At 40.1% G+C, this 26923-nt stretch carries 23 protein-coding genes; 8 read left to right on the top strand and 15 right to left on the bottom strand.

The window, feature by feature from the left end; translation table 11 throughout:
• Positions 1-579: 579 nt before the first annotated feature.
• Positions 580-2337 (bottom strand): hypothetical protein, encoded by a 1758-nt coding sequence (locus M3183_RS13215; protein ID WP_251470426.1) that lies wholly within the window; start codon positions 2335-2337, stop codon positions 580-582.
• Between the two features lie 234 nt (positions 2338-2571).
• Here M3183_RS13215 and M3183_RS13210 point away from each other — a divergent pair, with 234 nt between their 5' ends.
• From M3183_RS13210 to M3183_RS13185, 6 genes are all read left to right on the top strand, one after another.
• Complete coding sequence (locus M3183_RS13210) at positions 2572-3243, top strand: RraA family protein (RefSeq protein WP_251470424.1); 672 nt, start codon at positions 2572-2574, stop codon at positions 3241-3243.
• 47 nt (positions 3244-3290) lie between these two features.
• Positions 3291-4307, top strand: a complete 1017-nt coding sequence (locus M3183_RS13205; RefSeq protein WP_251470422.1) for a TRAP transporter substrate-binding protein — start codon at positions 3291-3293, stop codon at positions 4305-4307.
• Between the two features lie 18 nt (positions 4308-4325).
• Positions 4326-4823, top strand: coding sequence for a TRAP transporter small permease (locus tag M3183_RS13200; RefSeq protein WP_251470420.1), 498 nt, complete (start codon positions 4326-4328; stop codon positions 4821-4823).
• Position 4824: 1 nt separating this feature from the next.
• Positions 4825-6111: a TRAP transporter large permease gene (locus M3183_RS13195; RefSeq protein WP_251470418.1), complete on the top strand. Its 1287-nt coding sequence runs from the start codon at positions 4825-4827 to the stop codon at positions 6109-6111.
• A gap of 117 nt (positions 6112-6228) precedes the next feature.
• Positions 6229-7041 carry a carbon-nitrogen hydrolase family protein gene (locus tag M3183_RS13190; RefSeq protein WP_251470416.1) on the top strand — a complete coding sequence of 271 codons (813 nt, stop codon included), beginning with the start codon at positions 6229-6231 and terminating at the stop codon, positions 7039-7041.
• A 23-nt stretch (positions 7042-7064) separates the two neighbouring features.
• On the top strand, positions 7065-7697 hold the full coding sequence (locus tag M3183_RS13185) for a GntR family transcriptional regulator (RefSeq protein ID WP_251470414.1): 633 nt from the start codon (positions 7065-7067) through the stop codon (positions 7695-7697).
• A 182-nt stretch (positions 7698-7879) separates the two neighbouring features.
• Here M3183_RS13185 and M3183_RS13180 read toward each other — a convergent pair whose 3' ends face one another.
• A complete protein-coding gene (locus M3183_RS13180) occupies positions 7880-8935 on the bottom strand; it encodes a C45 family autoproteolytic acyltransferase/hydolase (protein WP_251470432.1) in 1056 nt (351 codons plus the stop codon).
• A 235-nt stretch (positions 8936-9170) separates the two neighbouring features.
• On the opposite strand from M3183_RS13180, the gene M3183_RS13175 reads away from it, so the two are divergent.
• Positions 9171-11387 carry a glycerophosphodiester phosphodiesterase family protein gene (locus M3183_RS13175; protein WP_251470410.1) on the top strand — a complete coding sequence of 739 codons (2217 nt, stop codon included), beginning with the start codon at positions 9171-9173 and terminating at the stop codon, positions 11385-11387.
• 56 nt (positions 11388-11443) lie between these two features.
• On the opposite strand, the gene M3183_RS13170 is transcribed toward M3183_RS13175, so the two are convergent.
• The 13 genes from M3183_RS13170 to gucD form a co-directional block, all read right to left on the bottom strand.
• Positions 11444-11977 carry a phosphatase PAP2 family protein gene (locus tag M3183_RS13170; RefSeq protein WP_251470409.1) on the bottom strand — a complete coding sequence of 178 codons (534 nt, stop codon included), beginning with the start codon at positions 11975-11977 and terminating at the stop codon, positions 11444-11446.
• A gap of 244 nt (positions 11978-12221) precedes the next feature.
• Positions 12222-12887 (bottom strand): TetR/AcrR family transcriptional regulator, encoded by a 666-nt coding sequence (locus M3183_RS13165; RefSeq protein ID WP_251470405.1) that lies wholly within the window; start codon positions 12885-12887, stop codon positions 12222-12224.
• Between the two features lie 294 nt (positions 12888-13181).
• Positions 13182-13754, bottom strand: a complete 573-nt coding sequence (locus tag M3183_RS13160; protein WP_251470402.1) for a hypothetical protein — start codon at positions 13752-13754, stop codon at positions 13182-13184.
• A 196-nt stretch (positions 13755-13950) separates the two neighbouring features.
• A complete protein-coding gene (locus M3183_RS13155) occupies positions 13951-15906 on the bottom strand; it encodes an oxidoreductase (RefSeq protein ID WP_251470399.1) in 1956 nt (651 codons plus the stop codon).
• Positions 15907-15922: 16 nt separating this feature from the next.
• Entirely contained in the window at positions 15923-16660 is a 738-nt protein-coding gene (locus M3183_RS13150) for a (Fe-S)-binding protein (RefSeq protein WP_251470396.1), read from the bottom strand.
• Positions 16661-16663: 3 nt separating this feature from the next.
• The gene (locus tag M3183_RS13145) at positions 16664-17947 is read right to left on the bottom strand and encodes a 4Fe-4S dicluster domain-containing protein (protein ID WP_251470393.1); all 1284 of its coding nucleotides are present in this window, start codon (positions 17945-17947) and stop codon (positions 16664-16666) included.
• A gap of 3 nt (positions 17948-17950) precedes the next feature.
• The gene (locus M3183_RS13140; protein WP_251470391.1) at positions 17951-18793 is read right to left on the bottom strand and encodes a hypothetical protein; all 843 of its coding nucleotides are present in this window, start codon (positions 18791-18793) and stop codon (positions 17951-17953) included.
• Complete coding sequence (locus M3183_RS13135; RefSeq protein ID WP_251470389.1) at positions 18768-19790, bottom strand: electron transfer flavoprotein subunit alpha/FixB family protein; 1023 nt, start codon at positions 19788-19790, stop codon at positions 18768-18770. Before M3183_RS13135 ends, M3183_RS13140 begins: the two co-directional genes overlap by 26 nt.
• Before the next feature lie 82 nt (positions 19791-19872).
• Positions 19873-20604: a cupin domain-containing protein gene (locus M3183_RS13130; RefSeq protein ID WP_251470387.1), complete on the bottom strand. Its 732-nt coding sequence runs from the start codon at positions 20602-20604 to the stop codon at positions 19873-19875.
• 73 nt (positions 20605-20677) lie between these two features.
• Positions 20678-21100, bottom strand: a complete 423-nt coding sequence (locus tag M3183_RS13125; RefSeq protein ID WP_251470385.1) for a Rieske (2Fe-2S) protein — start codon at positions 21098-21100, stop codon at positions 20678-20680.
• Between the two features lie 21 nt (positions 21101-21121).
• Positions 21122-22249: an amidohydrolase family protein gene (locus tag M3183_RS13120; RefSeq protein WP_251470383.1), complete on the bottom strand. Its 1128-nt coding sequence runs from the start codon at positions 22247-22249 to the stop codon at positions 21122-21124.
• Between the two features lie 82 nt (positions 22250-22331).
• Entirely contained in the window at positions 22332-23246 is a 915-nt protein-coding gene (locus M3183_RS13115; RefSeq protein ID WP_251470381.1) for a DMT family transporter, read from the bottom strand.
• A gap of 78 nt (positions 23247-23324) precedes the next feature.
• The gene (gene gucD / locus M3183_RS13110) at positions 23325-24791 is read right to left on the bottom strand and encodes an alpha-ketoglutaric semialdehyde dehydrogenase GucD (protein WP_251470379.1); all 1467 of its coding nucleotides are present in this window, start codon (positions 24789-24791) and stop codon (positions 23325-23327) included.
• A gap of 458 nt (positions 24792-25249) precedes the next feature.
• Between gucD and M3183_RS13105 the strand changes: the two genes are divergently transcribed.
• A complete protein-coding gene (locus M3183_RS13105; protein WP_251470376.1) occupies positions 25250-26806 on the top strand; it encodes a glycine betaine uptake BCCT transporter in 1557 nt (518 codons plus the stop codon).
• Positions 26807-26923 lie beyond the last annotated feature (117 nt).

Genomic DNA, 26923 nt, shown 5'->3' with positions numbered 1-26923 from the left:
CGTTCGTCCTGAGCCAGGATCAAACTCTCCAATAAAGTGAGACTTCTATCGCAGAATGTTTTTCCTGCGATGGTTAGTCGAACCAATCGGGTATTTACAGGCAGTTTATCCGAAAGGATATTACTGCATGTTAATACGGGGAAAAGTTGAGTTGATTAGCTCATAAAATTTACGTTGGCTCGAATTCAACTATATTATAATAGAAGAAACTCGATAGTTTATTGTTTGTTGACGTTTTTGTTTGTTTAGTTTTCAAAGAACAATTTCAATCGCAAAAGCGACATTTAAAATAATACCACACTTCTCAAACAAGGTCAACTCTTTTTTTAAAAAAGAAGTTAATCTCTTTCGAAGAGAACCTTTATATCATACCATCGCCAGTGTTACTTTTCAAGAAAAAGTTTTTAAAGACGAAGAAGATTTAAAAGTTTATTATCGCTCGTGATTTGAGTTCCTCTTAGTGGAACAAATCGTTCAGCGACAGTTAGTAATATTACTCTCATATTTTATATAAGTCAATATCTTTTTCAAAAAAATAATCCGCACCATAAAAATGATGAGGATCATTAACACTTCTAATTAAAATTTAAACTGTTTAATGTAAAAATCTACAACCTTTAATAGCTTATCTAAAAGAACCTCGACATACTTTTGATTAATTTTTTCAGCTTCCACACTGAATTGTTTTGATTCATCAAAGTGATCTCCATGCTGATTGACGGTCTTTCTTATTTCATGCATGTAATCGTCTATTTTTTTATTTCGCGTATAAATGGTGCTGTTCATTAAGTTGAATAGAGTTTCGCCATTTGGATTTAATCCTAATTTACGCATCCCTTTTTTTAAAAGAATCTCCAACACATTCCTCATATGACTTAAAGCAGATTTTGGGCTGACAGAAATAACTTTAACGATTGGCACCAATTCGGAGTATAAAGGCTCTTTTACCTCAGCAGAAGTCACCTTTCCCATTAGCTTTTCAATCCTTTTCTGGTAAAGTAATTCTTCAGATTCTTTCATGCCCTTCATTGAAACAGCAGCTTTCTTCACCTGTTTTTTTCTCAGAACTTCCTCGAAGACATCACCTAAAAGACCCCAGTATTTATTCTCGGCTTCATCCATTAATTTCTGATTTAAAGATTCATAGGGCCTGTCAACGTGACACCTTAAATTTTCCAGGTAAGCAGCCAGTTTACCATAAAGATGAGCTTGGTTTGAAAAATATTCGTATTGTTCCTGCAGGTCTATGGACCGGTACATATCGGCTTCTTCTTCGTAACGATTCTGCCAATAAGCATCCTCCATTGCATCCTGTTCTTCGTCGCTGACTTCCTTTGTCACATGCCTATCCACAAAATCCCTGAAATCGCTCAGAAATTCCGGCTTACTTTCTTTCGTAATTTCCACAAGAACATACGAAATCCTTGGGGCTTCATACCGATCTGGAGGTTCTAAATTCAATTGTTCATGTTGATATTTTTCATACCTAAGATGCAAATCATTAAAGTCAGTTAACTCTTGATACTGATGATTGGATAACTTTACAACAGAACCTGCAAATTGATTTAAAAATAGTCGGAAACTAGAAACAGGAAGGATAATTTCATATTGCAGCAATTCCGGCCCCGCAACTGTACCTGCCCATTGTTTTAGAAAATCATAATCAAAAAGCGTGATCTCCTCTTTGTCTTTTCGTTCAAGTTCCAGCGAAACTGGGATTTTATACATAAGCGGAAGCGTACATCCTTGAAACTCATCCATCCCTTCCGTAATTTCCGCCATATCCTCTTTGATTTCAAAAACAAGGGGACTATTGCCATTGATAAACCCCAAAACAATATCGCCTTCAAATTCTAAATGGAGCAGCTTTTGTAACTGATCATGATAATAATCGCCATCTTCTGTCATAAACCAGTAGTCCAACAGATCAAAAAGGCCTGCGAAATTACCACTTTCTAGTCCAGCCTTCCCCAAATTAAAGATCATATCGCAGGAAGAATCAAAATGCTCAACTGCCTCTATAAATTTAGGAACAGCCATTTCATAATTTCCAATTGAAGCATATGAGACGGCTTCATTGGTTAATTGTATCGCTGTCTGCGCAGGTTTAAAATGAAACAATTCATTTTGCTCAATCAACTTTGGCTTTAACGCATCTCTTTTTTCCCGTTCTTCTTCCTTTGAATGATGGGTTTTATCAAACGATAAACGGCGTCTTTTTCTTGGAGGCTTCTGGATCATTCCCTTCTGCTTCTGATAAAAAGTTTTCGCCTCATCCTCTAACTTTTTCATTTCCTGGACAGTTTTATCAATCGTTTCTCCATAATCTTGAGACAAAGATATTCCTCCTATTCCAGTACCTGTTTAGTTAGGTTTCTATGATTCATTTTATCATACGTTGATAGAACTATTGCGGCTATTTCTTGGGATTTAATCTATTTAAATCTTGCAGCACTCCTATCCTTTCACATTCCAAAAAATAATCTAGAGATTTTAAATACTTGGTTAATATTTTCTTGAATACATCATATATATAAGTTGTATACAAGTGATATTCAAGGAGGAGATAAAATGAGAATACAAGACCGTGTGACAAACGAACAATTAACAGAGGTTGTACTAAAAAGATTTAAAAAGGTAGAACCCGCTACAATTGGCCACCATCTTCATTATGGATTTATGGACCCTAGAGTGAAATCTATGTTACAAGACGTGAAAGTAGTTGGTACTGCCTTTACTGTAAGGACCTCTGTTAATGATTCTACTATGGTTCATAAGGCCGTAAGTCTTGCCGAAGAAGGGGATGTCCTAATTATTGATCGTAACGGTGATACCAAACACGCATGTGTTGGGGAAATGGTCGCCTATGCAGCAAATGTAAAAAAACTTGCAGGCATCATTATTGATGGTCCTTGTACAGACATCCAGGCTATTAGAAAAATAGGGGTCCCTGTGTTCGCTACCGGCCTATCGCCAATCACAACGAAGCTGTATGGACAAAGCGGAGAAATTAATACATCTGTCCAGTGCGGCGGTGTTGTGGTAGAGCCTGGGGACTTAATCATAGCTGATGATAACGGAGTGTTGGTCTTACCTCCTAATCTATCTTACGATGAAATATTAGTAAAAGCGGAAGCCAGCGAACAACGTGAACCTGTTACGAAAAAGCTGTTAGACGAAGGAGCAGCATTGAGCAGTTTAACCAAAGCTGATGAATTATTGAAAGAGAAATTATGTAAATAGCCTTGATCACCGGTCCTATAAAACTTATACGAAGCGGGGAATGAAATATGAAAAAAGCGCTATTAGGGGTTATTGCCTTACTCTTTATTTTCGTGTTAAGTGCCTGTGGCAATGATAACAGTTCTTCTGGCAGTACTAAAGAAACAATTGAATTAAAGCTGGGAACTAAAATGCCTCAAGATACCGCAGAAGGGCAAGCATTTGAACACTTTGCCAAACTCGTTTCAGAAAGAAGCAATGGGGAATTAAAAGTGAAAGTATATCCAGCTGAACAGCTCGGCAAAGGAACAACACAGCTGGATAATATGCAGTTAGGTTCACAGGATATGTATGCTGAAGGGGCGCCGCTATTCGCTGATGTCGATCCTAGAATGGAAGTGGGCAGCATTCCTTATCTGTTTAGGGATTTTGATCATTATCAAAAATACAGCACCGGCGAAATGGGTCAAGAGGTCAATAAAGCGATGATTGAAAAAGGCGTGCGCATCCTTAATACAAAACGGAATTTCGTCCGCGGTCCGTACAGAGTCATGTTATCTAAGAAACCTATTAAGAGTGTTGAAGATTTAAAAGGGCTTAAACTCCGTTCATTTGAATCAGCCTTTTATTCTTCCGCCTATAAGTCTGTAGAAGCAAATCCAACCGTAGTTGCATGGACAGAGACTTACTTAGCATTAAAACAAAATCTAGTTGATGCCGTTACCTCCCCTATTTCCTTGGTATGGCCGATGAAATTTTCAGAAGTTGCACCTTACATGACGGTTATTGATGAATATCCACAGGACGTTGTCATCGCTATAAATGAAGATAAATTCTCCAGCCTATCAAAGGAGCAGCAAAAGATTTTAATCGACGCCGCCAACGAAACCGGTGAGTATGCGAAAGAGCTGACGGATAAGGAAGTAAAAGAACACCTGGAGCTTATGAAAAAGGAACATCACATTGAAATATTTGAAATTAATAAAGAGGAATGGGTTAATGCTTTCGCTGACTTCCATTACCAACTTGAAAAGGAAGGAAAGCTTCCGAAAGGTTATGTCGATCAAATCAAATCTATCAAATAATAGAACAGGGGAGCTGTGATGAAGAAAATCATAGATAGGATTGCAAACCTCTATCTGTTCGTGGCCCTAATCGCCTTCTTAGGTTTGATTGTCCTATTAACCATGGAGGTCACTTCCAGGTATTTCTTCCATTATTCATTTGTATGGTCACAAGAGTTTGCTTCCATTTTAATTTGCTGGATTACCTTTTTAGGCTTTGGAAAAATTGTGGTGATTCGCGAGGACATTTCAATCACCTTTCTTGTACAAAAATGTAATGCAAAGATTAAAAAATTAGCAGGAGCAGTAAATAGTATTTTACTATTTGCTGTCTCGTTTATCATGCTTATTTTTACTACAAAACTAACCATCAGTCATCTTGAAAAAATGACAACTATTATGAAAGCATCATCTGCATGGTTTATCGCACCATTAGCTTTTCTAATGATCCTGATTGTTCTATATTCCATCCACCAATTAATCATGGTACTGACATCACAATTAGATCTTTTCGCTGCGGAAGAGGGGGATCAATAATATGGTTATCGGTTTATCAATGTTTATTATCTTCCTTGTTCTTCTAGGCATCGGTTTTCCCGTTTCATTTTCCATGGCCATCGCAACCATCGTCGCATTATTCATGGGCGGCTACGCAACAGAGGTGATATCTTTAACGATTGTAGAAGGGATTAAAGGATATACCTTACTAGCCATTCCACTTTTCATATTAGCAGGAAATTTAATGAATACATCCGGGATTACGCAGCGTATTTTTGATTTCTGCACAGCACTTCTTGGGCATATAAGAGGCGGCCTTGCACAGGTTAATATTTTTGCAAGTGTCATTTTTGCCGGAATCTCAGGCACAGCAGTTGGTGACCAAGCAGGTTTAGGGGCAGTTGAGTTAAAAGCAATGGTTGATAAAGGATACAGAAAACCCTTTAGCGCCGCATTAACCTTAGCTTCTTCGGTTATAGGCGCCATTATCCCGCCTAGTGTTCCTCTAATTGTTTATGCCTATCTAGCAGAAGTTTCAGTGGAAAAGTTATTTATGGCAGGAATTATTCCCGGCTTAATTATTGCACTGACACTTGCTGTATATGTGCATTTTGGAGTAACAAAAGGAACCATTACAGCTCCTCCCCCTGCACCTTTTGAACTAAAAACATTAGGAAAAACATTTAAAGATGGATTCTTCGCACTGCTTGCACCTGCTGTCATATTAGGGGGAATGCTTGGAGGAGTGGTCACCCCAACCGAAGCAGGACTTATAGCCGTCATCTATTCTTTAATTTGTGCAGCAATCTATAAGGAATTTACATGGGCAAGTTTAAAAGAGGGTTTCATTTCCTCTATTCATTCAACCGCACTTATCATGTTCCTTATAGGCGTGGGATCAGCAATGGGATGGATTATATCTGCCGAGCAATTACCTGTATTATTATCTGACTTTCTATTAGATGTCACAGAAAATAAATTCTTCATGCTTTTAATCATTAATATTCTTCTTCTATTCTTAGGAAGTATTATGGAAGGAATTCCAATCAAATTAATCATGATTCCCATTTTATTACCGATCATTGATAGTTTAGGTATTGATCGAATCCATTTCGGAATCGTAATGTGCTATAACCTATTAATCGGAATGGCTACACCGCCAGTTGGTTTAGGATTATATGTCATGAGCAGAGTTGGAAAAATACCATTCGAAAGCATTGTAAAGAGTATTATTCCATTCTATATTCCATTAATCATCGCACTCGTTTTAATCACGTATTTCCCTCAACTCTCATTATGGCTGCCATCACTTCTTAGTTCTCAGTAGACCTTTCATACTTCAGCCCCTAAATGAATAGAATAGCAGTATATCTTCCAATTTTAGGGAGCTGATTATTCAGCAAAATAGAGATGTTTACCATTACCTAAATCGGGAGGATTTTTTATGAAAGTTGCCGTTATTCAATTAAACTCTAAGTCAGACAAACAGGAAAACCTAAGGAAAGCAAAAGAATATATCATTCAAGCAGTTCAAAGTGGTGCTGAGTTGATATCGCTTCCGGAATATTTTAATTTTATGGGAGAGGATCATGAGAAAAGGTTTGCTGCTGAAAGTATTCCGAATGGAGAGACACCCAGAATGCTTTCAGAACTGGCCCGGGAAAACGAAGTCTTCATCCATGCTGGCAGTATAGTAGAAAAATTTACGGAAGAAAAGTCCTATAATACTAGTTTTATTATCAATCCTAATGGTGAAGTAATTGGAAAATATAACAAAATCCATTTATTTGATATTGAAATAAACGGCATGCCAAGTTATAAAGAATCTAGCACCATTCAAGGGGGCGACTCACCTGTACTTGTTGATTTACCTTTTGGAAAGGCTGGTTTAAGTATTTGTTATGATCTAAGATTTCCTGAATTATTTAGAAACCACGCCGTTAACGGAGCAAAAGTGTTATTTGTCCCAGCTGCTTTCACCCAGTATACCGGTATGCTGCATTGGGAAGTTTTATTACGTGCACGCGCCATTGAAAACCAATGTTATGTAATAGCAGCCGGACAATATGGCAGTACTGCTCCAGGTAAAGCCTGCTATGGGAATAGTATGATCATCGACCCTTGGGGGACCGTTATTGCAAGAGCACCTGAAGATGAAGGATTTATTATGGCTGAAATGAAGATGGAAAGAGTTGAGAATGCCAGAGAAAGTATTCCTTGCCTGGCACATAGAAAATTAAGTTTCGTTAGTAAATAATATGAAAATAGCAGGTGTTTGTGTTGGAGAAAAAGATCTATTTAAAAGATATTGCCTATGAGAAAATTAAAGATATGATTATCCGCGAGGAGTTTGAGGGTCCTTTTTTATCTGAAAATGAACTCGTAAAGATTTTAAATATGAGCAGGACCCCTATCCGCGAGGCCTTACAAAGACTTCAAAGCGGGAACATGGTCGAGATATCCCCTCAAAGAGGAGCCTATATTAAAGAAGTGTCTGCAAAAGAGGCCAACGATTTAACGAATGTTAGGCTGGCAATCGAATTATACACATTTGAAAGAATGTCAGATCAATTTACAGATGAACATTTACAACAATTAGAAGAAAAAGTTAGAGAACAAAAATCCCTCATGAAACAAAAAGATGTATACGGGTTTATTAAGTCAGATTTGGAATATCATAAGATATTTTTAAAGGCCTTCGATAACGATTATTTTATTAAAATTTTAAATGACGTGAATGACCGCTTATTTCAACATGCGATGAGGAGGTTTACTAGAGATTTATCCAAAATGCAAAGATCTATTGACGACCATATTAGTATTAATGACTACCTAAGGGAACAAGACTTTGAAAATGCTAAAAATGTGATGAAGAAACATCTTTTAACAGGCAAAGAGATCTTTAATTTCTAATCCAGCCTTAACATTCAACCCGAAAAAATGGGAAAAGGAATGAAAAACTATTCTACATAGGATTACTTTCTTTCAGGAAGATGCTGAAGAAAGTAATCCTATTCCATTTTCAAAATAAACCAACCAGCCTTCATCACTCCCCAATAAAAAAAGGGGTCCAGCAAGAGCTGGACACCCTATCACTATCTAAACCAATCCGCCTTCTCCATATTCACAAATGGAATATCCGTATCAACCTTGCCCTCAATCTGTTCCACTACGAGGTCCTCCCCATTCAGCCATTTAGAAAAATCGAACTTGTACGGTTTCTGGTCCCCGCCAAGGGCAAACCAGACTTCCATTTCTTTCGGAAAATAGGCGGAGGTGTGAATGGTGCCTGCCCAACTTCCGTATAAATCAGAAAATACACCTTGATCCCTGTCATTTAAAAGATGGTATGCCTCATTTCCGCTCAAACCTTGGTTTCCTTCTATCATTTCGAGCCGTTTCTTCGAGTCATCGAGATTATGGCGATTCTCCTCTGTCAACACTCGAAAATGGTTGGTACAGGCATATCCACGGTGGACTTCCACCCTTCTTGGCGATGTCTCAACAATATACGGCTTCCCGCAGCTTCTATCAAATAGTACATAACTGAAAGAACCGCGGTGGGGAATCTCTTTCAATAAATCAACCGCTTCCTCCGTATTCGCACAAAGTTCAAGCATCAGCCTGCCAATCATATGGCAGATAAAGCCGTCACCCGGGCGTTTCCGGTTCATAAAGGTATACCCCATCGACAAACCTTTTTCATTTAGCCCATCACATCGGCCGGTAATTTTCTGACTCGGGCCAATCACCGCATATCCCCCGTCCGTCGGCTGGTAAACCGTCAAACGCCCGTCATAGGTTTTGGGGTGGTAATCATAATTGCGGATCATGAAGTTCTCCCCTACATAAATGGAGCAGCCTGAAGGACGAATATTGACCCGATACCCGCCGAATTCCAGTAATACCCGTTCCATCGGCCATTCCAAGGCCTCCTGCATTCCTGCGAATTCTTCCCAAATAGGCGGAGCCAGACGCTGAAAAACTTGTTTCGTTTCTTCGACCTCTATTTTAAAAAGCGGTTTGCGTACCTTCCACTGCCGTTCCCTATTTTTCACTAAAATAGAATCTCGTAATAACTCTCCCTGTTTAAACCCAAAATCATAATGGGAGCCGCGGAATTGAATCACATCTGCCACTACTTTTTTCATCATGTCACCCTCCTATCGCTGCTTGTTCTTTTAGGATACTTGAAATCATTCGAAAAAAGAAGTCGCCAGCATACAGGTCTTCTTTCCTATTAACCACTCCATTCTCACAACTGCAATATGTGAAAAAGGAACTGTTTTTTCTCCATTTACAGAGTATTCATACTCTATTAACACCCGCTCAATATTGCTCCTATATGTTTAGAACCGAATACATACTACTAGGAGTGATAGAAAAATGAAAAAGAGTTTACTAGCCGGACTAGCCTGCCTGTCCATTTCCGTTTCAGCGGCTGCTCCCTATGCCGTTTTAGCAAAACCAATTGAAATTTCCGCAACAGATAACGGACAATCCACCTTAAAACCACTTAACTCCGATGCAGCGGTCATCGCCCACCGAGGTGCCTCTGGATACGGTCCGGAGCATACACTTGCCGCCTATAAACAAGCCATCACCATGAAGGCTGATTATGTTGAATTTGATTTACAAATGACCAAAGACGGCCAATTGATCGCCATGCATGATGAAACACTGAATCGAACCACCAATGTCAAGGAAGTTTTTCCAGACCGGACATCATGGCGGGTAAAAGATTTCACGCTTGATGAAATTAAGCGTCTTGATGCAGGGTCATGGTTTAATAAGGCCTATCCGGAGCGAGCGAAACAAGCGTACATTGGCCAAAAAGTACCGACACTTGAGGAAGCCATTCAATTCGTCAAGAAGCACGGAAATGGCAAGGTCGGTCTTTACATGGAAACAAAAGCGCCAAATGTCTATCCGGGAATGGAAGAGAAAGTAATTGACATCTTGAAAAAGACCAATGTCCTGGATGAAAAGAAATTATTCCTCGAATCATTTAGTGAGGATAGCCTTCGAAAGGTGCATGAACTTGCCCCAAATGTAAAACTGATTCAGCTATATAATGCAAAAATGCTGAACGGCAAAGATGTATTCCAGGAAATGAAGCGAATCTCTGACTATGCAGCAGGGGTAGGCCCAAGCAAAGAATTAGTGGTTCCGAAGCTGATGCAAGCTGCCCATGAGAACAAGCTTCTTGTACACCCTTGGACTGTTAATTCTCAGGATGATATGGTTTCGCTGACCTCTCTTGGCGTTGACGGGCAATTCACCAACTACCCGGATCAATATGAGAATCTTTTGGACAAGCCGTTTATTTCACACGGTGCGGCAAGCGGTGATGTGACCGATTCTTCTGCTGTCCTTTGGACCAGAGCCAGCGAAAAAGCCAACGTGCAATTTGAAATTTCTACAGACAGCACATTCAAACATAATACCATTGTGAAAACAAGCAAGGCAGATGCCAAGAACGATTTTACCGTAAAAGTAAAAGTGGACGGGTTAAAGCCGGATACCAAGTATTATTACCGGGCACATGCTGTTTCCAGCAAGTATTCTGCCAATGGTTCATTTAAAACAGCGCCGGAGGAAAACAGCTTAAAACCATTGACGATGGTTTGGGGCGGAGATACAGGCGGTCATGGCGTGATTCCGCCATATAAATCGTTCGAAGCGATGTCCGCGTTAAATCCTGACTTCTTCCTATTCAGCGGAGACACAATTTATGCAGACAGTCCAACACCAGCTGTACCGAATCCTCCTTCACAAAAAGTAGAGGATTTCTGGGCAAAGTATAAAGAAATCCGCACAGATAAAGGATTCCGCAGCCTCTTGCAGAAAACAGGAACTTACGCCATTTGGGATGACCATGAAGTAACCAATGACTTCTCCGGCCCGTCCCAGCCGCTGACTCCAACCGGATTACGCGCGTTTGAAAACTACTGGCCAATTTCAGATGAACGCAGTGACGCGGACAAGCTGTACCACAAGTATTCTTGGGGAAACACAATGGATATGGTGATTTTGAACAACCGCGGCTACCGCTCTCCTAACACCCAGGCAGACGGACCGAATAAAACGATGCTTGGAAATGAACAAGTAGAATGGCTGAAACAGCAGCTTCTTGAGTCTGATGCAAAAGTGAAACTAGTCGCATCATCTGTGCCAATCTCCATTCCAACTGGTAAGGCATTGGCAAGAGACGGCTGGGCAAATGGCAACAATGTAAACCCGAATGATCCAACAGGATTTGAAACTGAGTTCAAGGAAATCTCTGACTTTATTGTGAAGAATAAAATCAAAAACGTCTTCTTCGTCACAACCGACGTCCATTTTGCCGAAGTGATTAAATATGATGCCAATCAAGACGGAAAAACAGATTACAACGAACTTATCAGCGGTCCGATCGGCGCAGTGAAAATTAATCCAGGAACACTCGACCCAACCTTCGGCCCTGAAAAATTATATGCGGAAGGAAACTTCTTCAACTTCGGCGTATTCCGTATTGACCCTGCAACACAAAAAGCAACCGTCGAAATTAAGGATGAAAATGGCAAGGCTCATTTCACCCATACGTTCCAGCTCGAAGATTAAAATGGATAGGAAAAGCGCCATCAGCAATGGATGGCGCCTTTTGTTTCGGTCATGATTCAAACACATAATAAGAGGTAGCTTACACCCCCGGCACAAATCCCTAAGAGTGCCCCAGCCATCACATCTGATGGATAGTGCAGTCCTAAGTAGATTCTGGAGATTCCAACACTTAAACCGATTAGAATAAGGATAATGGAGATGTGCGGGATGAATAAAATATAAGGCGTTAAAATGGCAAAAACAGCCGTTGTATGCCCTGAAGGAAAAGAATGATCTTTTAAAGGATTTTCCGGAAACTTGGTTTTTTCGATTGTTAAATAAGGTCTTTTTCTAGGAAACAGCATCTTAACAAGCTGCACCGGTATATGACTTGACGATAAAGCCATAGCGCTGGCAATGGCCAGCAGCCGGTATTCCTTGGACCATGCTGTGAGATAAAGAAGCACAACGGCAGAAATCGTGAATCTCGCCCCGCCCAGGTGCGTGACCATACGAAAAAAGAAATTCAGCCATACCCGCTCAAAGTGACGGTTAATCCCCTGGAAAACCCGGCACTCATAGCCATAAAGCACATGAAAAATTCTTGTCATCCTCCGACTCCCCTTACCTCAAATAAAATTGCCCGGTCCCTCCCCGAGACAAGATCTATTAGTTCTTCATCTTTAATTTCATTATATAAAGGAATGCAGGAAAAGATTTTAATTTCGTGTTAAAAACTTGTAAAGATTGATGTGAATTAGATAATGCGTCAAAATCACATCAATCTTTACAGCACAAAAAAAAAGACAAGGGCCTCCATAACACGGAAAGTCTTATCCTTTTTTTGCTGTTATACTATTCGATAGGTTTTTTTAAAGCACTCATCGTTATTTTCCGAACATATTTCATGGTTTCTTCTACGGTCTCATCTTGTTTATAATCCCTGCGATTATTTAGAACAGTTGTTAACATTCCCCGCCAAATAAGAATCGTCATATTATTAATATCTTCACTTTCATCTTGATCCAGGTATCCTTCTTCAACTGCTTTCTGTAATACGGCTTTACTTCTTTTCGATATATTGTGTTCGAAAATTAATGGCTTGACCTCTTCAGCCAACCCCGTTAAGTCATTTTGATATACTTCGAAGTAATGCTTCAATAATTCTTCCGGTTTTGCTCCTAAATCTGCATTAAAAATCGCATGATAGATTTGTGGTTCCTTAAATGAATGTTTACAAAAACATTCCCAGCTTAACAGGTATTTTTCAATAGAATTTTTACCGGTCGTCATATAGTAGGAAAGTTCTTTAATATATGGATTGATAAATCTCATAGAAGCAAAGAAAATTAAGTGTGAGAGCTCTTCAAAGTAGTTATAAATAGTTGAACTTGTATAACCTGCAAGTTTCCCTATCTTTCTTATCGTAACATTCTCTATTCCTTCAGTTTCAATAATTTGTGCAGTTGCATCAATGAAATATTCCCACATTCGCGTCATTTGTATCTCTTTACGATTCATAATCTTCCACCCCAACAATTCACTGCCAAAAAACAGGTTGCAAAGCCAGTCCCGGACTCTAAGAAAACGCTGTCTAATACTATATCAGGAAAGAATCCCCTCTATATATTTGGATGGAATAGGCAGCTTTTTTTATCCTTTTTAAATCCATCCAGTTAAAAATAAAGTTATATTTTACTTTACTATATTTTAAGAATTCTGTCAATTTGGGTTATTCTCATTGGCCACAGCAGGTAATGTTGGTGTGGTATTTTTCCTATAGGTCACTTTTATTTACTTTCCTACGATAATAACTTAAAGATTGATAGACAGCTGATTTTTAATAGTTTTTTGCTCATTGGTGCTCCCCAGCCTTTGAATAGCATCAGAAACATCCAATCTCCTATAAGATTCTATAACACGGTTATTTTGCATTAAAGAATGGCGTCTCCATGCCATTTCTCTTTTTTCTATATCAGATAAATCCTCCGTCAGTTCAATAGTAGATTGAACGTATTCTTCTACTTTGGAACAACTTGCAATCATGATATCTCCATGTGCCGCCCTGCCGAAGGGAGAGTAGGCCAGTGCACTGACAATCCGGTGATGAGCACTGCTGAATGTTTCCCGTAAAAAATTGGCCGGCGCTGCTTCACCATCCTCGACAATTAATCGAGTGATGGCACGGTCATTAATCGCTTCCAGAATCCTTTCTGGATCATCCTCCACCACGACTTCCTTATGGAGCGGCCAAATATCCATCCAATAAAGGTTCATATGACGTTTCCCAACATGGAAAATAAAGTAGTCAGGATAGATACGGAGTCTATCGGGTTCATTTCCTAGGTCAGGTCGATAAAAGTCATAAAATCTTGTAATGGCAGCCATGAGAAGTCCACTTGCCCCAACCCCACCACAAGGCCGTCTAACCACAATCCCAAGACGGTCATTTTTATGAAAAGCCGGAAAAACATCCTCAAGAGTACCCTTCCGACCATTAATCGTGATGATAAAATCCTTCGAGTTTAGAACCTTGGTGGTATGCAGACTCTATCCCCCCTTAATGAATAAGTCCCACAAAATCTTAAAGACTGGCAGCTAACTCAAATCCTTCCAGAACGGCTTCTTCCACCGTACGAGGTATGAGGCTGTCACCAATTCGATAGATATGCGGAACATGTTCTTTCAGCTCATGGAAAAGGTCGTTTTCCTGAAGAAGACCATATGCCAGAACAAGGGTATCCACATTCTCTCTTTTCAGCTCTTGTCCGGTATAAATATTAGAGAAAGTCACAGAATTTGGACCGGCCTTCGAAAGTTTATATTGGGAAGTCATCTCAATTTCTTTCAAGAATAATTGGGTTAAAGTAAAAGTGCGCACCTTTTCTTGAATAGAGTGGCCGACTTGATAACAAGATGTAACCAATTCCACATCACAGCCAAGCTCTTTTAAATAGAGAGCAACGCCTACACCTGTCATATCCCCTTTCCAATCCGCCACCACTACTTTTTTTCCAGGCTCTTTTCGTCTAGTCAAAATATCCCAAGCCGTCACGACATGTGGAAGGTCGATTCCTTCTACGTGTGGAATATATGGCTTGCCACCAGTCGCAATGATGACCTCATCCGGGTTCATTTCTAAAATCAATTCCTTTGTGACCGTTGTATTCAGCCTTACGTCTACACGATAATAATCCAATTCCCGTTTTAGATTCGAAACCAATTCTCCAAACTCTTCTCTTCCAGGAACCTTCCGAGCCATTTTCACCTGTCCGCCTAATTCATCGCTCTGTTCAAACAATGTCACCCTATGGCCTCGTTCTGCTGCAATGACGGCAGACTTCATCCCGGCTGGGCCGCCTCCTATGATGGCTATGTTTTTAATCTTCTCTGCCATCGGCATTTCAGCAAACTGAAGTTCCCTACCAGTAACAGGATTCTGCAGGCAGCTGATGGGAATGTCCATTTGCATATGCCCGATACAGGCCTGATCGCAGCCGATACATACCCTAATGCGTTCCAGATCACCGCGTAAAGCTTTATTTGGCATATGGGGATCGCAAATCATCGCACGGGTCATTCCGACCATATCTGTTTGGCCATTTGCCAGCACATTTTCAGCAATAACAGGATCATTAATACGTCCTGCTACAAAAATCGGTACAGATACCTGTTCCCGAATTTTTGCTGCATGGGAGGCAAAATGCGCCGGGGGAACGGGCGCTGGAGGGACAATAAATGCCGAGCTTGCATATGTCGCAGAACTTCCGCCGGTTAAATTAAAATAGTCCAATCCTCCCATTTGCTTATCAATGTATTGTAAGATTTCCTGTATTTCTCCATATTCGGCCCCTTCATCTTCAAGGTCATCCACACTAAGTCTTAGACCGACAACAAATTCAGATCCCACTCTTTCACGAACGTTTTCCACAATTTCCTTTAGAAAACGCAGCCGATTTTCAATGTTCTGTCCGCCATAAATATCATTTCTTAAATTCAACCTTGGAGACCAAAATTGACTAGGTAAATACCCATGTGATGCAACAATTTCTACACCGTCAAGTCCTCCAGTTTTTACCCTTGCAGCCGTATCCGCATAACCCTTTATAATATCCCTGATTTCCTCTATTTCAAGCGCCTTTGGTATAATACGGAAACGATCAGCAGGGACAGCCGAAGGAGCCACCGCAACAGAGGTACCTGATGGAAAAACCTCTCTTCCCGGATGAAAAAGCTGGACAAACATCTTCGTGCCATATGGGTGAACAGCTTCCGCTAATTTCTTATAATAAGGGATGACTTCGTCCTTAAAAGCACAAATCGTATCTGCTGTAAAAAATGCAGTAGGATGAACCGCGTTTGCTTCCACTATGATCAGCCCAGCCCCTCCTTTTGCCCTTTCTTTGTGATAGGCAATCAAACGGTCAGTTGGAATCCCGTCCCTCACATAGGAAGTCATATGACCAGTACTTAGAATCCTGTTTTTAATCCATAGTGCTCCTATTTTCTTTGGTGTAAATAAATGGTTAAATTCAGCCATGTTTATTCCTCCCTTCTTACTGCTTTACCGTTAAGGCATTAACTACTTCCGCAATATCCCTTGAAGCCATATTGGTTCCGCGCGTCTGGTTCAATGATCCAATGGACTCTTCCATCATCAATAAGCAAAAAGGACAGGAAGTCATGGTTGTGCATGCACCTGTATTAAGTGCTTCTTCACCGCGGATGGTATTAATTTTTTCACCACGTTGTTTCGTTTCAAACATTGCACCGCCGCCGGCACCACAGCAGAAAGATTTTTCTTTACTGTTTTCCATTTCGACAATTTCGTATCCAAGCATTTCCAAAATATCCCTTGGTGCATCAAAGATTCCATTTTGCCGCCCTAAATAACAAGGGTCATGGTACGTAACAATTTCCCGTTTCTGCTTCTCGGGAATCTTTAAACGTCCTTCCCGGATGAGATTATAAATAAATGTGGTATAATGTGTTACCTCAAAATCCCCTCCAAATGCGGGGTATTCATTTTTAAACATATTGAAGCAGTGAGGACAAGTTGTCACGATTGATTTAACTTCATGTTCCTTCAAGGTTTTAATATTAGCTTGAGCTAATTCCTGAAATAAATTTTCATCTCCCATACGCCGAGCAATATCGCCGGTGCATTTTTCCTTGTTTCCTAGAATAGCGTAATCCACACTTGCTTTTTCCATAATCTCTGAAAATGCCCGAGCTATAGACTGCAGCCTTTTATCGTACGAAGCAGCGCATCCTACCCAAAATAAAACTTCCATTGTTTAAGCCCCTTCTTTCTTTTGATTGTCTGAAACCTTCTTTGAATCACTTAAGACAGGAATATTCAGTCCTTTACTCCAGTCTTCCCGGTCAGACCATGGCTTGCCAAAAATATTATTCTGCTCTTCTAATCTCACAAGCATGTTTTCTGCTTCCTGCTCGATTACCTGGTTTTGAATCAAACCGCGCCTCATCGATAAAATAAGATCGATATGATTAATGGACACTGGACAGGCCTCAACACACGCGCCACAGGTTGTACATGATTGAAGTTCCTCTGCCGAAATAAACGAAAGTACCTCTTCATCATGATGCATATTATCGCGGATCTTCGTTACAATATTGCGGGGCGCTAACGGCTTACCGCTATTGTTTGCAGGGCATTGGCTGTCACAGCGGCCGCATTCAGTACAAGCATCAGTGCTAAGCAATTGCCAGTTAGTAAAATCGGATATCTTATTTACGCCTTGTATTTTCAACGAATCATATCGCTCTTCTTCTGTCATTTCCTCCAGGTTGTAAGGTGCCTCAACATTTCCCGTCCGTTTCACTGGATGGAAAAGGATGTTGAGGGGAGCTGTTAAAAAGTGAAATAATTTCGTATAAGGAATAATGGCAACAAGAATAAAAGCTAATACAGCGTGGCTTAACCACCAGATAGGATATGATGCCCCGCTAAAGATGGCATGCCCTTGAAATAATACAGAAAGTCCGTATCCAACTGGCGACCAAACGGCATGGCTGATTTCCATTTCTGAAATTCGAATTCCTTCTATTATATATCCGCCCATTCCAATAAGAAGTAAGAGCAGAAGGAACGCCTGGTCCGCCATCCCATCTCTTAATCTAGGACGAATCTTTCTGGCTCGTATTACCATAGCCAGTGCTAATCCAATTAGAAACAAAACGCCAAATACATCTAACACCAGCTCATAAATAAGATAAAAATTCCCTCTTAGTAACGGAATTTTAAAATCATAATCAATAGCTACCAAAACTGTACCGATGAACAAGATCACAAATCCATAACTTGTAAAGCGGTGCATAAATCCAAATAGCTTATCTTTCTTTACCTTCCGTTGGGCTATAGCTGTTTGATAAAAATAAGAAAGATTGGTTTTGACATCATTCCATCTGACTTTTTCCCTTACCCCTCTTCTCCATAAGCGAAACCGGCGGTAAAAGCCGTAGAGAAACACAAGAATGGCAATACCTGCGAAGATGTACATCATCAGCTTATAATTGGAAGAAATCATCCAAAAGGTATCACGTTGAACTGTCTCCATTGCCTAACCCTCCTGCAGCCATTTCTGTAATTTCTGAGAGATAAAATGGATCGTCTTGTCATTAACTTCAGAAGCTACTTTCTTTCCTGACTGTTCTTTTTTATCTTGAGAAAGGCCCATAATCGCAAGCAGCCTCTCCTCCGCTGAGAGACTATCTTTCGGAATATCAAAATAGCGAATATTGGGCCTTGGTTCCGTCATCTTCATCACTTGTACGTTTAACTGTTCATTAGCTTTTTCAAGAATCCGGATTTCCTTTTTAATTTTAGGCGGGCGTCTGTAACGAGGAATATATCGTTTTCTCCCCAGAGTGTTGGTTACTCCAATTAAAATCGGCAGCTTTACCTCATAGGTTTGGACAGTCCCTCTGTCTTCGCTCCGCTTTACTTCCCAAAGCCCTTCCTCTTTTACATCTATGTGATGGATGTTGGTTAAAGCTGGAATAAATAATAGTTCAGCCACCATTGCAGGTGTCATGCCTGAATTTTTATCCTCACTGACAGACCCCGTTAAAATAACATCAAAAGAGTGCCCGCTTAGCTCTTTCGCAATAATTTGAGCTGTTTCACCCGGATTATTTTTGAGTTCGGGCTGTTTGAGTACAATCCATTGATCAATGTTATATTTTAGCAGCCGTTTCTCCTCGATGGTGAATTCAGAATCATGGGCCGTAATAATCGTAATCTTCGCACCGTTTTTTTCCTTATAATCACATGCCCATTGCAATGCCTGGGTATCGGCTGAATTAAAAGTGTTGCTTATATAGGAAAATTCCTGGCTCTGGTAATCCCATTTGATGGACGCAGGATCCATGATTGGCTTAACCAATATGCAAATGTTCAACATATGTTTCACTCTGCCTTTCTGCTTGAAGAGCATCAACTAGTCTAGGTACAACTTGTTGATAATTACCAACAATCCCAATATCACATCGCTGAAAAATAGCAGCCGATGGATCGTTATTAATCGCAATCACATGTTTGACCGCTTTTATTCCCTCCAGATGCTGAGAAGAACCCGAAATCCCAATCGCAATATAGATATCTGCTTCAATGGAAGTGCCGCTTGCTCCAATCCGTTTTTCTCTTGGAATCAGTCCTAATTCGTCCGCAACTTTGCTTCCTCCGATTGGCGCATTGACGATTTCTGCTAATTTTACAATCGAATCAAACTCGTTCTTGTCTTGCACCCCTCTGCCAATACCGATTACTACCTTAGCTTCGGTGAGTTTCAGTTCCTTCCAATCTATTTCAGATTCAGAAATAAATTGGATTGGACTTGGTTCATATTTTTCTATATCAATCTCCTGTACAATACTTGGCGTCCCATATTGCGGTCTGCCGTACAGGATGGATCTTTCAAAAGTTAAGTATTGCTGTTTGGTTGGTGCGAAAGATACAAATTCATTTGCTTTCCCTTGATAAATTTCCCGTTTTACCAGTAATGAAGAAGGTTGATTTTCCATTTCGATAACCTTCAGAGCATTCGTGATCATCGGCATCCCCAAACGGGTGGACGCACGCACGGCGACATCATGATAAAGAGGATGAGACGAAAATAGGAATATTTCTTTTTGATGCTGAATAATGGCACAAATCCTTCGAAACGCTTGAAAATGATAGTCCGATACTTTCCATTGTTCGATTGGTACATGAACATGATAAACCTCATCAAAAGGCAATTGCTCAAGCTCTATAACAGGGATACCTGAATGAACGACAATAGCTGTCATTTTAGACGTATTTGGATAAATAGTTTTAGCTTGTTCCACTAATCCCCATGCTTCTTCCGTAAACATAACCCCGTTTTTCAATGGAAGATAACATATAATATTCGTTTCCATTTCCCCATTTCACCTCGCTTTAAATTGCCGTCAACCCATTCAGCCAAACAGGCTGAATGAGCAGGCGAGCAAATCTTGGAATCTAGTTTTTCAATTGGCGCCAGTTCACAGGATATAGAGTAAAATAAAACTCCACTTCCTCATCTGTTCCATAAGTGATTTCTGCGCCGTCTTTCATAAAATAAATATCTCCCTGCTTGGCTTCAATCTTTTCACCATTATGGGCAATGTACATACTTCCCTTTGATACATAAATCATTTCATCGTACTTGATTTGCCAATCAAAATGACACTCTTTCATGCGGCAGATACCGCCGCCCATATTTGCTGAAATTGAGTTCAGCACAGGTGCTATCTCCTGAATCTCGCCTTCAATTCCCAGCGGGCTGAACTCGATACCCGACCGTTTAATTAATGTGACAAGATCTTTCCCCGTATCTTCATACACAACATCTTTCTTTACAATCTTCCAGTCAACAGGATAGGTAGAAAAGAAGAATTCTGCTTCAGCATCGGTGCCGTAAGTAATTACAGCCCCCTCTTGCATATAGAAAATATCTCCTGCTTCTGCTTCAATTTTCTTTCCATTGTGGCCAATATACATGCTGCCAGACTGAACAAAGATAATTTCATCGTATTTTAATTGCCAGTCGAAGCTGCATTCCTTAATTTTGCAGATGCCGCCGCCCATTGTTTTCGATATCGGATTTACCGCCATGGCAATTTCCTGGACTTCAGCCTCAATACCAAGTTCTTCGAATTGAATGTCCCCTGCTTTCAGTAATGTCACCAAGTCTTTTACCGCATTTGTCATTATAGTTTCTCCTCCTTGAAGTTTTGGATTAAAGAATGATATAGTAATAGTGATGTAAGTTCAGCCTAAAAAATTAATGTGAGCAACGGAAGTTTTTTAGGCTGACACTTTTTGGCTCTCTCTTAACCTTTAAGACAATCGAGCCGTCTATTTCTTGAATTTCATAGTTTCCGACTGACACTTTAGAGCTGAATAGAGATTTTCCTGTTTTCATATCGAATTCCCAGCCATGCAGTGGGCAACTGACAATCTGATTGTCACATCCATAAATGTACTCACCAGGGTCAGATGGGAGCATTGTTCCGCTTACTGTGCCATAAATCATCTCCACTCCTTGGTGTGGACAGCGGTTCCTGAAAGCATAAAGTTCCCCATCGACATTCAATATCGCAATTTCTACCCCGTCTACAACTGCAATTTTGCGCTGACCTGGCTGCAGATTCTCTGCCGCACATACTACTACGCTTACTGAATTGCTTGCCTGCATTGTTTCCATTTTATTTCCCCCTCTCCATTATTAAAGTCTGTATGAATTTTTAGCATTGTCATAAAAAATTTTCTGTTTTAGATCATCCGGGAAGTGTAAGAAGGCACTATCACGCTCGTCACCATCCCAATGCGGATAATCGCTCGCAAACAACAGCATGTCTTCGGCTTTTACCATTTGGATTAACTGAACAATATCTTTCGGATGAAATGATTCTTCGATTGGCTGTGTACCCAAGCGGACATTGCTTCTAATATACTCACTTGGCAATTTCTTCACCCACGGCATTTCGCTTCGGAGCGCCTTCCAGTTTTTATCCAGTCTCCACATTAAGGATGGAAGCCAAGAAAACCCATACTCAATAAAATTGAATTTCAAATTAGGAAACTTCTCAAAAACACCTTCACAAACCAGACTCGCAATTTGCCTTTGGGCAATCAATGACAGTGAAGTATGCCATTCTGCATAAGTGGATGCCGGCCCAACTGCATTAGGTGGTGCATACTCTGCCGTTCCCTCACAATCCGGATGGAGAACGATAGGAAGATTGTACTCCTGAGCTATTTCATACAGCGGCCAGAAATGCCGTTTTCCTAACGGGATATTAATGCACTGCAAATTGATTCCAACAATCCCTGGTTTATGGCCAATCCGTTTAATCTCCTCAATCGCTAAATCCGGTGCAACAGGAGTAACGGACATGGTCATCTTAAAACGAGGGTCACTCAGAACCCACCGATCATAAAGCCAATCGTTAGAGCCTGACGTATAGCCTGCAGCAATCTCTACATTATGGTAACCGGCCATTGTTCCATGTCCGATATTCAAAATTCCATACGTATGTTGATGCTTATCCAGCAAATCCTGAGCGGTAAAAACAGGATCAGATCCAGGAACCCCTCCCTCTGGTGTGATGGCATCTAAACGAAGAACATGGTTCGGATTTGCATACCTCGCTTTTGGAAAAGTAAAAGCGCCAGCATTCATATTGGACAGCATGCTTTTTTCAAACCGGCCAATGTTCATATGCTTTTGGATACCTTCTTCCAAATAAGGTATAAGCTCATTAAAATCAGCTAGGTATGGATGGACATCGCAATCGATTAATCCCTTTTCAACTTTTTGATTTACTTCATTTTCTTTTAAAACCGTTTCCAAAACTCTCACCTCTTTTAAAAATGTTTATTAAAATCAAACTCATATAATGAACATGGTCATAAAATAGTGAAAAAAAAACAGATTAATAGTCTATACTCTTACTTTTAGATTTTACTTTTAACCAAACCTGCGGCTTTTTGGAAATTAGGACGAACATACCCATGAAAATGAGGAGTCCTCCAACCATAAAACTTTGCGAGATCGTTTCTTTTAAAAAGATCCAGCTAAGCAGTCCCCCAATAACAGGAGCAAAAAAGTAAAACATGGAACCAATGCCGGCCTCCATCATTTCCATACCTTTATTCCACAAGAAAAAGGCAGCTGCCGTAGCAATAATAGAAAGATAGAGTATGCCCATTAGAATGGAGGGCTTTTGTATATTCATAAAATCCTTTGGTTCCACATCTATGAGCATGGCAGGAGTGATTAAAATCAAGGCAGCACCGGTGGCAAAGGTTGTAAGGGTAAGAGAGGAATATCTCGCCCCGATGCTTTTAACATTTACACTATATAGCGCCCAAGATGCTGCTCCTGCTAATAAAATCACATTTCCTATTAAGTGCCCCCGGCTGTTTTCTTCATAACCGATGATAAGAAACAAGCCATACATGGACGTTACAACAGCGATTAGTTTTTTCCATGTCAATTTTTCCTTAATGAAAAAGCAGGCAAATACCAAGGTGAAGGCCGGGGAAGCTGATGAAATCAATACACCCATATGTGCCGTTGATAAATAGGTGCCGACAAAAGCGCCGCCATTTGAAACACAATATCCCATCAACCCCAGCCAAGCAATCAAAGGAAAATCCTTCCGATTAATTGGCTCCCTCTTTTGAAACCAGCAGATACATAAGATCACAAAAGCAATTAGATACCGCAGCCATAGAAGGACAAAAGGAGAAATATACTCAAGAGCATACTTGCCAACGACATACATTCCTCCCCACATACCTGCAGCTGTAAGCAAGCATATACTGCCAATGAAAACCCTCGGCATTGACAAATCCCCACAAAGGAAAATGGCGGACACAGCGGGGACTATAGCGCCCGCTCACCATTTTTCAATGTCCTTTCTTTATGGTTTCACAAATACCGTTTTAATAGATGTGAAGAATTCAATCGCTGCTTGACCCTGTTCCCGTGAATGGGAACTAGATTGCTTCATCCCGCCGAATGGCGCCTGAAGCTCTACGCCTGCACTTTCTGCATTAATGCGGACAAGACCCGCATCCATATCTTGAATAAATGAGAGCATGTTCCCGATATTTTTAGTAAAAATAGAAGCACTAAGTCCATATTTCACATCATTCGCTACTTCCAAAGCTTCCTCTAATGTGTCAACCTGGATAAGAGCTAACACCGGACCAAAAATTTCCTCCTGCGCAATCGTCATATCCGGTTTTACGTTTTCAAAAACGGTAGGCTGGACATAGAAACCTTGTTGAAGTTCCCCTTCTTCTATTCTTTTCCCTCCATAGAGAAGTACTGCCCCTTCATCAATCCCTTTTTGGATATAAGATAACACCGTATTTAATTGACTTTCACTGGCGCAAGGCCCCATCCAAGAGTCACTTTCCATCCCATTCGCTACTTTTATTTCCTTCACTTTCGCTAGTAATTTTCCCTTGAATTCCTCGTACACCTCTCGTTGAACGATAACTCTGCTAGTCGCGGTACATTTTTGTCCAGTCGACCTTAATCCTCCGCTTATGGTTGCTTCCACTGCTTGATCCAAGTCAGCATCGGATGCAACAATGACTGGATTTTTGCCGCCCATTTCTAATTGATATTTAGCCCCGCGAGCAAAAGCACCCTGTCCGACCCGCTTTCCTATGGTTTCTGAACCGGTGAATGTAATTCCATTTACATCTGGATGATCAATGAGTCCTTGGCCGATGACACTCCCCGGACCGGTTACCACATTCACGACTCCTGCAGGAAATCCAGCCTCATGAAAACATTCAATGATTTTGACAGCGGTTACAGAAGTTTCAAATGCCGGCTTTAAAACCACCGTATTTCCATAGATCAGAGCAGGTGCCATTTTCCAAATTGGAATGGCAACTGGAAAGTTCCAAGGTGTAATAACCCCTACCACTCCTAATGGAGAACGAGTTGTAAACATCAGGGCTTCACTATCAGATGATGGTATATTATCGCCGATTTTCCTCATCCCTTCGCCTGCATAATAACGGAGAATATTAACCCCGCGCATGGTTTCTCCTTTTGCTTCAGGAAAGGTTTTTCCCATCTCACGCGTCATTGTTTCCGCAATTTCAACTGCTCTCTGCTCTAAAATAGCTGCCGCTTTGAATAGGTAATCCCCTCTTACAGATCCAGCCAGTTTTCTCCATCCGCGGCTGGCCGCTTTTGCAGCAGAAACGGCTTCATTTAGTTCCTTTTCAGAAGAAGTGGGAACATAACCGACAATTTCATTTTTGTTTGCTGGATTCACACTTGCATAAACCTGTTCACTTAATGGAGAGGTCCATTCCCCATTAATATAATTTGAATACTTCTTTGCCGTCGTTTGAATTTCCAATTATTTTGCCCCCTTAAAAATGTATTAGCAAGATTGGAAATCATGATTTTTTTATTATCATGATTTTTATAGTGTTATCTTAGCACAGAACTTTTTACTTAACAATCTAAATTTTTCAAATATTTTTTCACCTGAAAAATGGTGCTTTTATCATGCTGTTTTAAGAGCTTTATCTCTATATTTTGTTATCTAAATTATTTATATTTTCAAAAAAATCAGTTGTATAGATTTTGGATTTATAATATAATCACTGTCATAATAGTGTTTTGACCATGATAATAATAAAATCATGGTCACTATTTCTTACTTTTTACATTGTAAATTCTTTCAGTCATCTATGTTTGACTCTTAGGTAGTACCAAATAACGAGGAAAGGCGGGGATAACGGAGTAAAATACTGGAATTCACTAGAGGTACGCATTGATTTTTAAAATAACCATATTGGAGGAGAGTGTCATTTGATTAATAAAAACAATATTATTGCTGTTGCCTCTATGACTCTAACTTTAGCCTTTATCTTATTAGGGATCTTTTTTACTGATGGGTTGAACAACGTTTTTTCAGCCATCTTAAAAGTGACATCTGAAGATTTCGGCTGGTTCTATCTTATAGCCGCATTCTTATTTCTCGTTCTATGTGTCTATTTAATGTTTTCTAAATATGGAAATATTAAGTTAGGCAAGGATACCGATAAGCCAGAGTATAGTACAAAGTCATGGTTAGCCATGTTGTTTAGTGCAGCCATGGGATGTGGTTTGGTTTTTTGGGGAGTGGCAGAGCCTGTGATGCATTATATAACCCCTCCAATGGGTAAAGGAGGTACAGCAGAAGCAGCTGATACATCCATGAAATTTGTCTTTTTTCATTGGGGATTCAATGCCTGGGCCATTTACGCAGTAGTTGCTTTAGGACTTGCATACTTTCAATTTAGAAAAAACCTCCCTGGACTCATAAGTTCTATTTTTTATCCGGTATTAAAAGACAGAATTTACGGCCCGCTTGGGAAAAGTATTGATATCTATTCTACCTTTATGACGGCAATCGGGGTTTCAACCGTTCTAGGTGTTACGACATTACAGCTGGCAGGAGGTTTAAATACAGTATGGGGCGTTCCCAATACTTTAACCTTCCAGATTATATTACTCTCTATTGTAACCGTTCTCTTTATGGTGTCTGCATACTCTGGATTAAATCGTGGTGTAAAAATATTATCAAACTTAAATATGATTATCGCCTTTTCCCTCATGATTTTAATTTTTATTCTTGGCCCTTCTTCCCAAATCATGAGAATCTTCACTAATGCCACTGGAGAATATTTACGAGATATTATCCCAATGAGCTTAAGATTGCAAACTTTCTCTACGGATACATGGATTGTAGCATGGACCATATTTTATTGGGCATGGTGGAGCACATGGGCACCTTTTGTTGGGACATTTATTGCCCGGATTTCAAAAGGTAGAACAATTAGGGAATTTCTCATTGGTGTACTAATCATTCCTACATTGATTAACTTTATGTGGTTCTCTGTTCTAGGAGGCTCTGCTCTTCATTTCGTTCATGATTTGAAACAGACTGCTCTAGCAGAAGCCATCAATAATGATACGACAATCGCATTATTTTCATTTTTAGGGAATTTCCCTTTCAGTTCAGTGTTAAGCTTTATTGCTATCCTGTTGATTTCTAGTTTCTTTATTACCTCCGCCGATTCAGCAACATATGTTTTAGGAATGTACAGCGGCAACGGAACACTAAACCCGTCGAACAAGTTAAAAATGGTCTGGGGATTATTTATTTCCGGATCGGCTATCGTCCTCTTAATCAGCGGCGGTGTATCAGCCGTCCAAACCGTTTCGATTGCCATTGCTTTTCCGTTTTATATTTTAATGGTCATCATGTGTTACTCTATTTTGAAAGCAGTTACAAAAGAAAAGGCCCATTCTGCACATGAGTTTCGATCCAGTGTTATCAATAATATTGGCCATACTAAACAGGAAATGTCAAAGGCGGAATAAGGTAAAATAAAAATCTTTAAAAGTGTTCTGAGTAAACATATTAATTTGGGTTATGTATCAAGACTCGTTAGGTTATTCCAATTTTCAATTGGAATAACCTTATCTTTTTTCGTCTAT

This window comes from Neobacillus mesonae, assembly GCF_023715155.1.
Classification (GTDB): domain Bacteria; phylum Bacillota; class Bacilli; order Bacillales; family Cytobacillaceae; genus Neobacillus; species Neobacillus mesonae_A.
Note: the sequence above shows the minus strand (reverse complement) of the source record. Positions and strands in the feature narration are given on the sequence as shown.

Coding starts and splice junctions, on each gene's coding strand:
- M3183_RS13205 (WP_251470422.1), top strand. CDS start 3,291: ATGAAAAAAGCGCTATTAGGGGTTATTGCCTTACTCTTTATTTTCGTG.
- M3183_RS13210 (WP_251470424.1), top strand. CDS start 2,572: ATGAGAATACAAGACCGTGTGACAAACGAACAATTAACAGAGGTTGTA.
- M3183_RS13165 (WP_251470405.1), bottom strand. CDS start 12,887: ATGAATCGTAAAGAGATACAAATGACGCGAATGTGGGAATATTTCATT.
- M3183_RS13150 (WP_251470396.1), bottom strand. CDS start 16,660: ATGGAAGTTTTATTTTGGGTAGGATGCGCTGCTTCGTACGATAAAAGG.
- M3183_RS13180 (WP_251470432.1), bottom strand. CDS start 8,935: ATGAAAAAAGTAGTGGCAGATGTGATTCAATTCCGCGGCTCCCATTAT.
- M3183_RS13195 (WP_251470418.1), top strand. CDS start 4,825: ATGGTTATCGGTTTATCAATGTTTATTATCTTCCTTGTTCTTCTAGGC.
- M3183_RS13160 (WP_251470402.1), bottom strand. CDS start 13,754: ATGGCTGCCATTACAAGATTTTATGACTTTTATCGACCTGACCTAGGA.
- M3183_RS13125 (WP_251470385.1), bottom strand. CDS start 21,100: ATGGAAACAATGCAGGCAAGCAATTCAGTAAGCGTAGTAGTATGTGCG.
- M3183_RS13145 (WP_251470393.1), bottom strand. CDS start 17,947: ATGGAGACAGTTCAACGTGATACCTTTTGGATGATTTCTTCCAATTAT.
- M3183_RS13135 (WP_251470389.1), bottom strand. CDS start 19,790: ATGGAAACGAATATTATATGTTATCTTCCATTGAAAAACGGGGTTATG.
- M3183_RS13155 (WP_251470399.1), bottom strand. CDS start 15,906: ATGGCTGAATTTAACCATTTATTTACACCAAAGAAAATAGGAGCACTA.
- M3183_RS13170 (WP_251470409.1), bottom strand. CDS start 11,977: ATGACAAGAATTTTTCATGTGCTTTATGGCTATGAGTGCCGGGTTTTC.
- M3183_RS13140 (WP_251470391.1), bottom strand. CDS start 18,793: ATGTTGAACATTTGCATATTGGTTAAGCCAATCATGGATCCTGCGTCC.
- M3183_RS13190 (WP_251470416.1), top strand. CDS start 6,229: ATGAAAGTTGCCGTTATTCAATTAAACTCTAAGTCAGACAAACAGGAA.
- M3183_RS13200 (WP_251470420.1), top strand. CDS start 4,326: ATGAAGAAAATCATAGATAGGATTGCAAACCTCTATCTGTTCGTGGCC.
- M3183_RS13115 (WP_251470381.1), bottom strand. CDS start 23,246: ATGCCGAGGGTTTTCATTGGCAGTATATGCTTGCTTACAGCTGCAGGT.
- M3183_RS13175 (WP_251470410.1), top strand. CDS start 9,171: ATGAAAAAGAGTTTACTAGCCGGACTAGCCTGCCTGTCCATTTCCGTT.
- M3183_RS13130 (WP_251470387.1), bottom strand. CDS start 20,604: ATGACAAATGCGGTAAAAGACTTGGTGACATTACTGAAAGCAGGGGAC.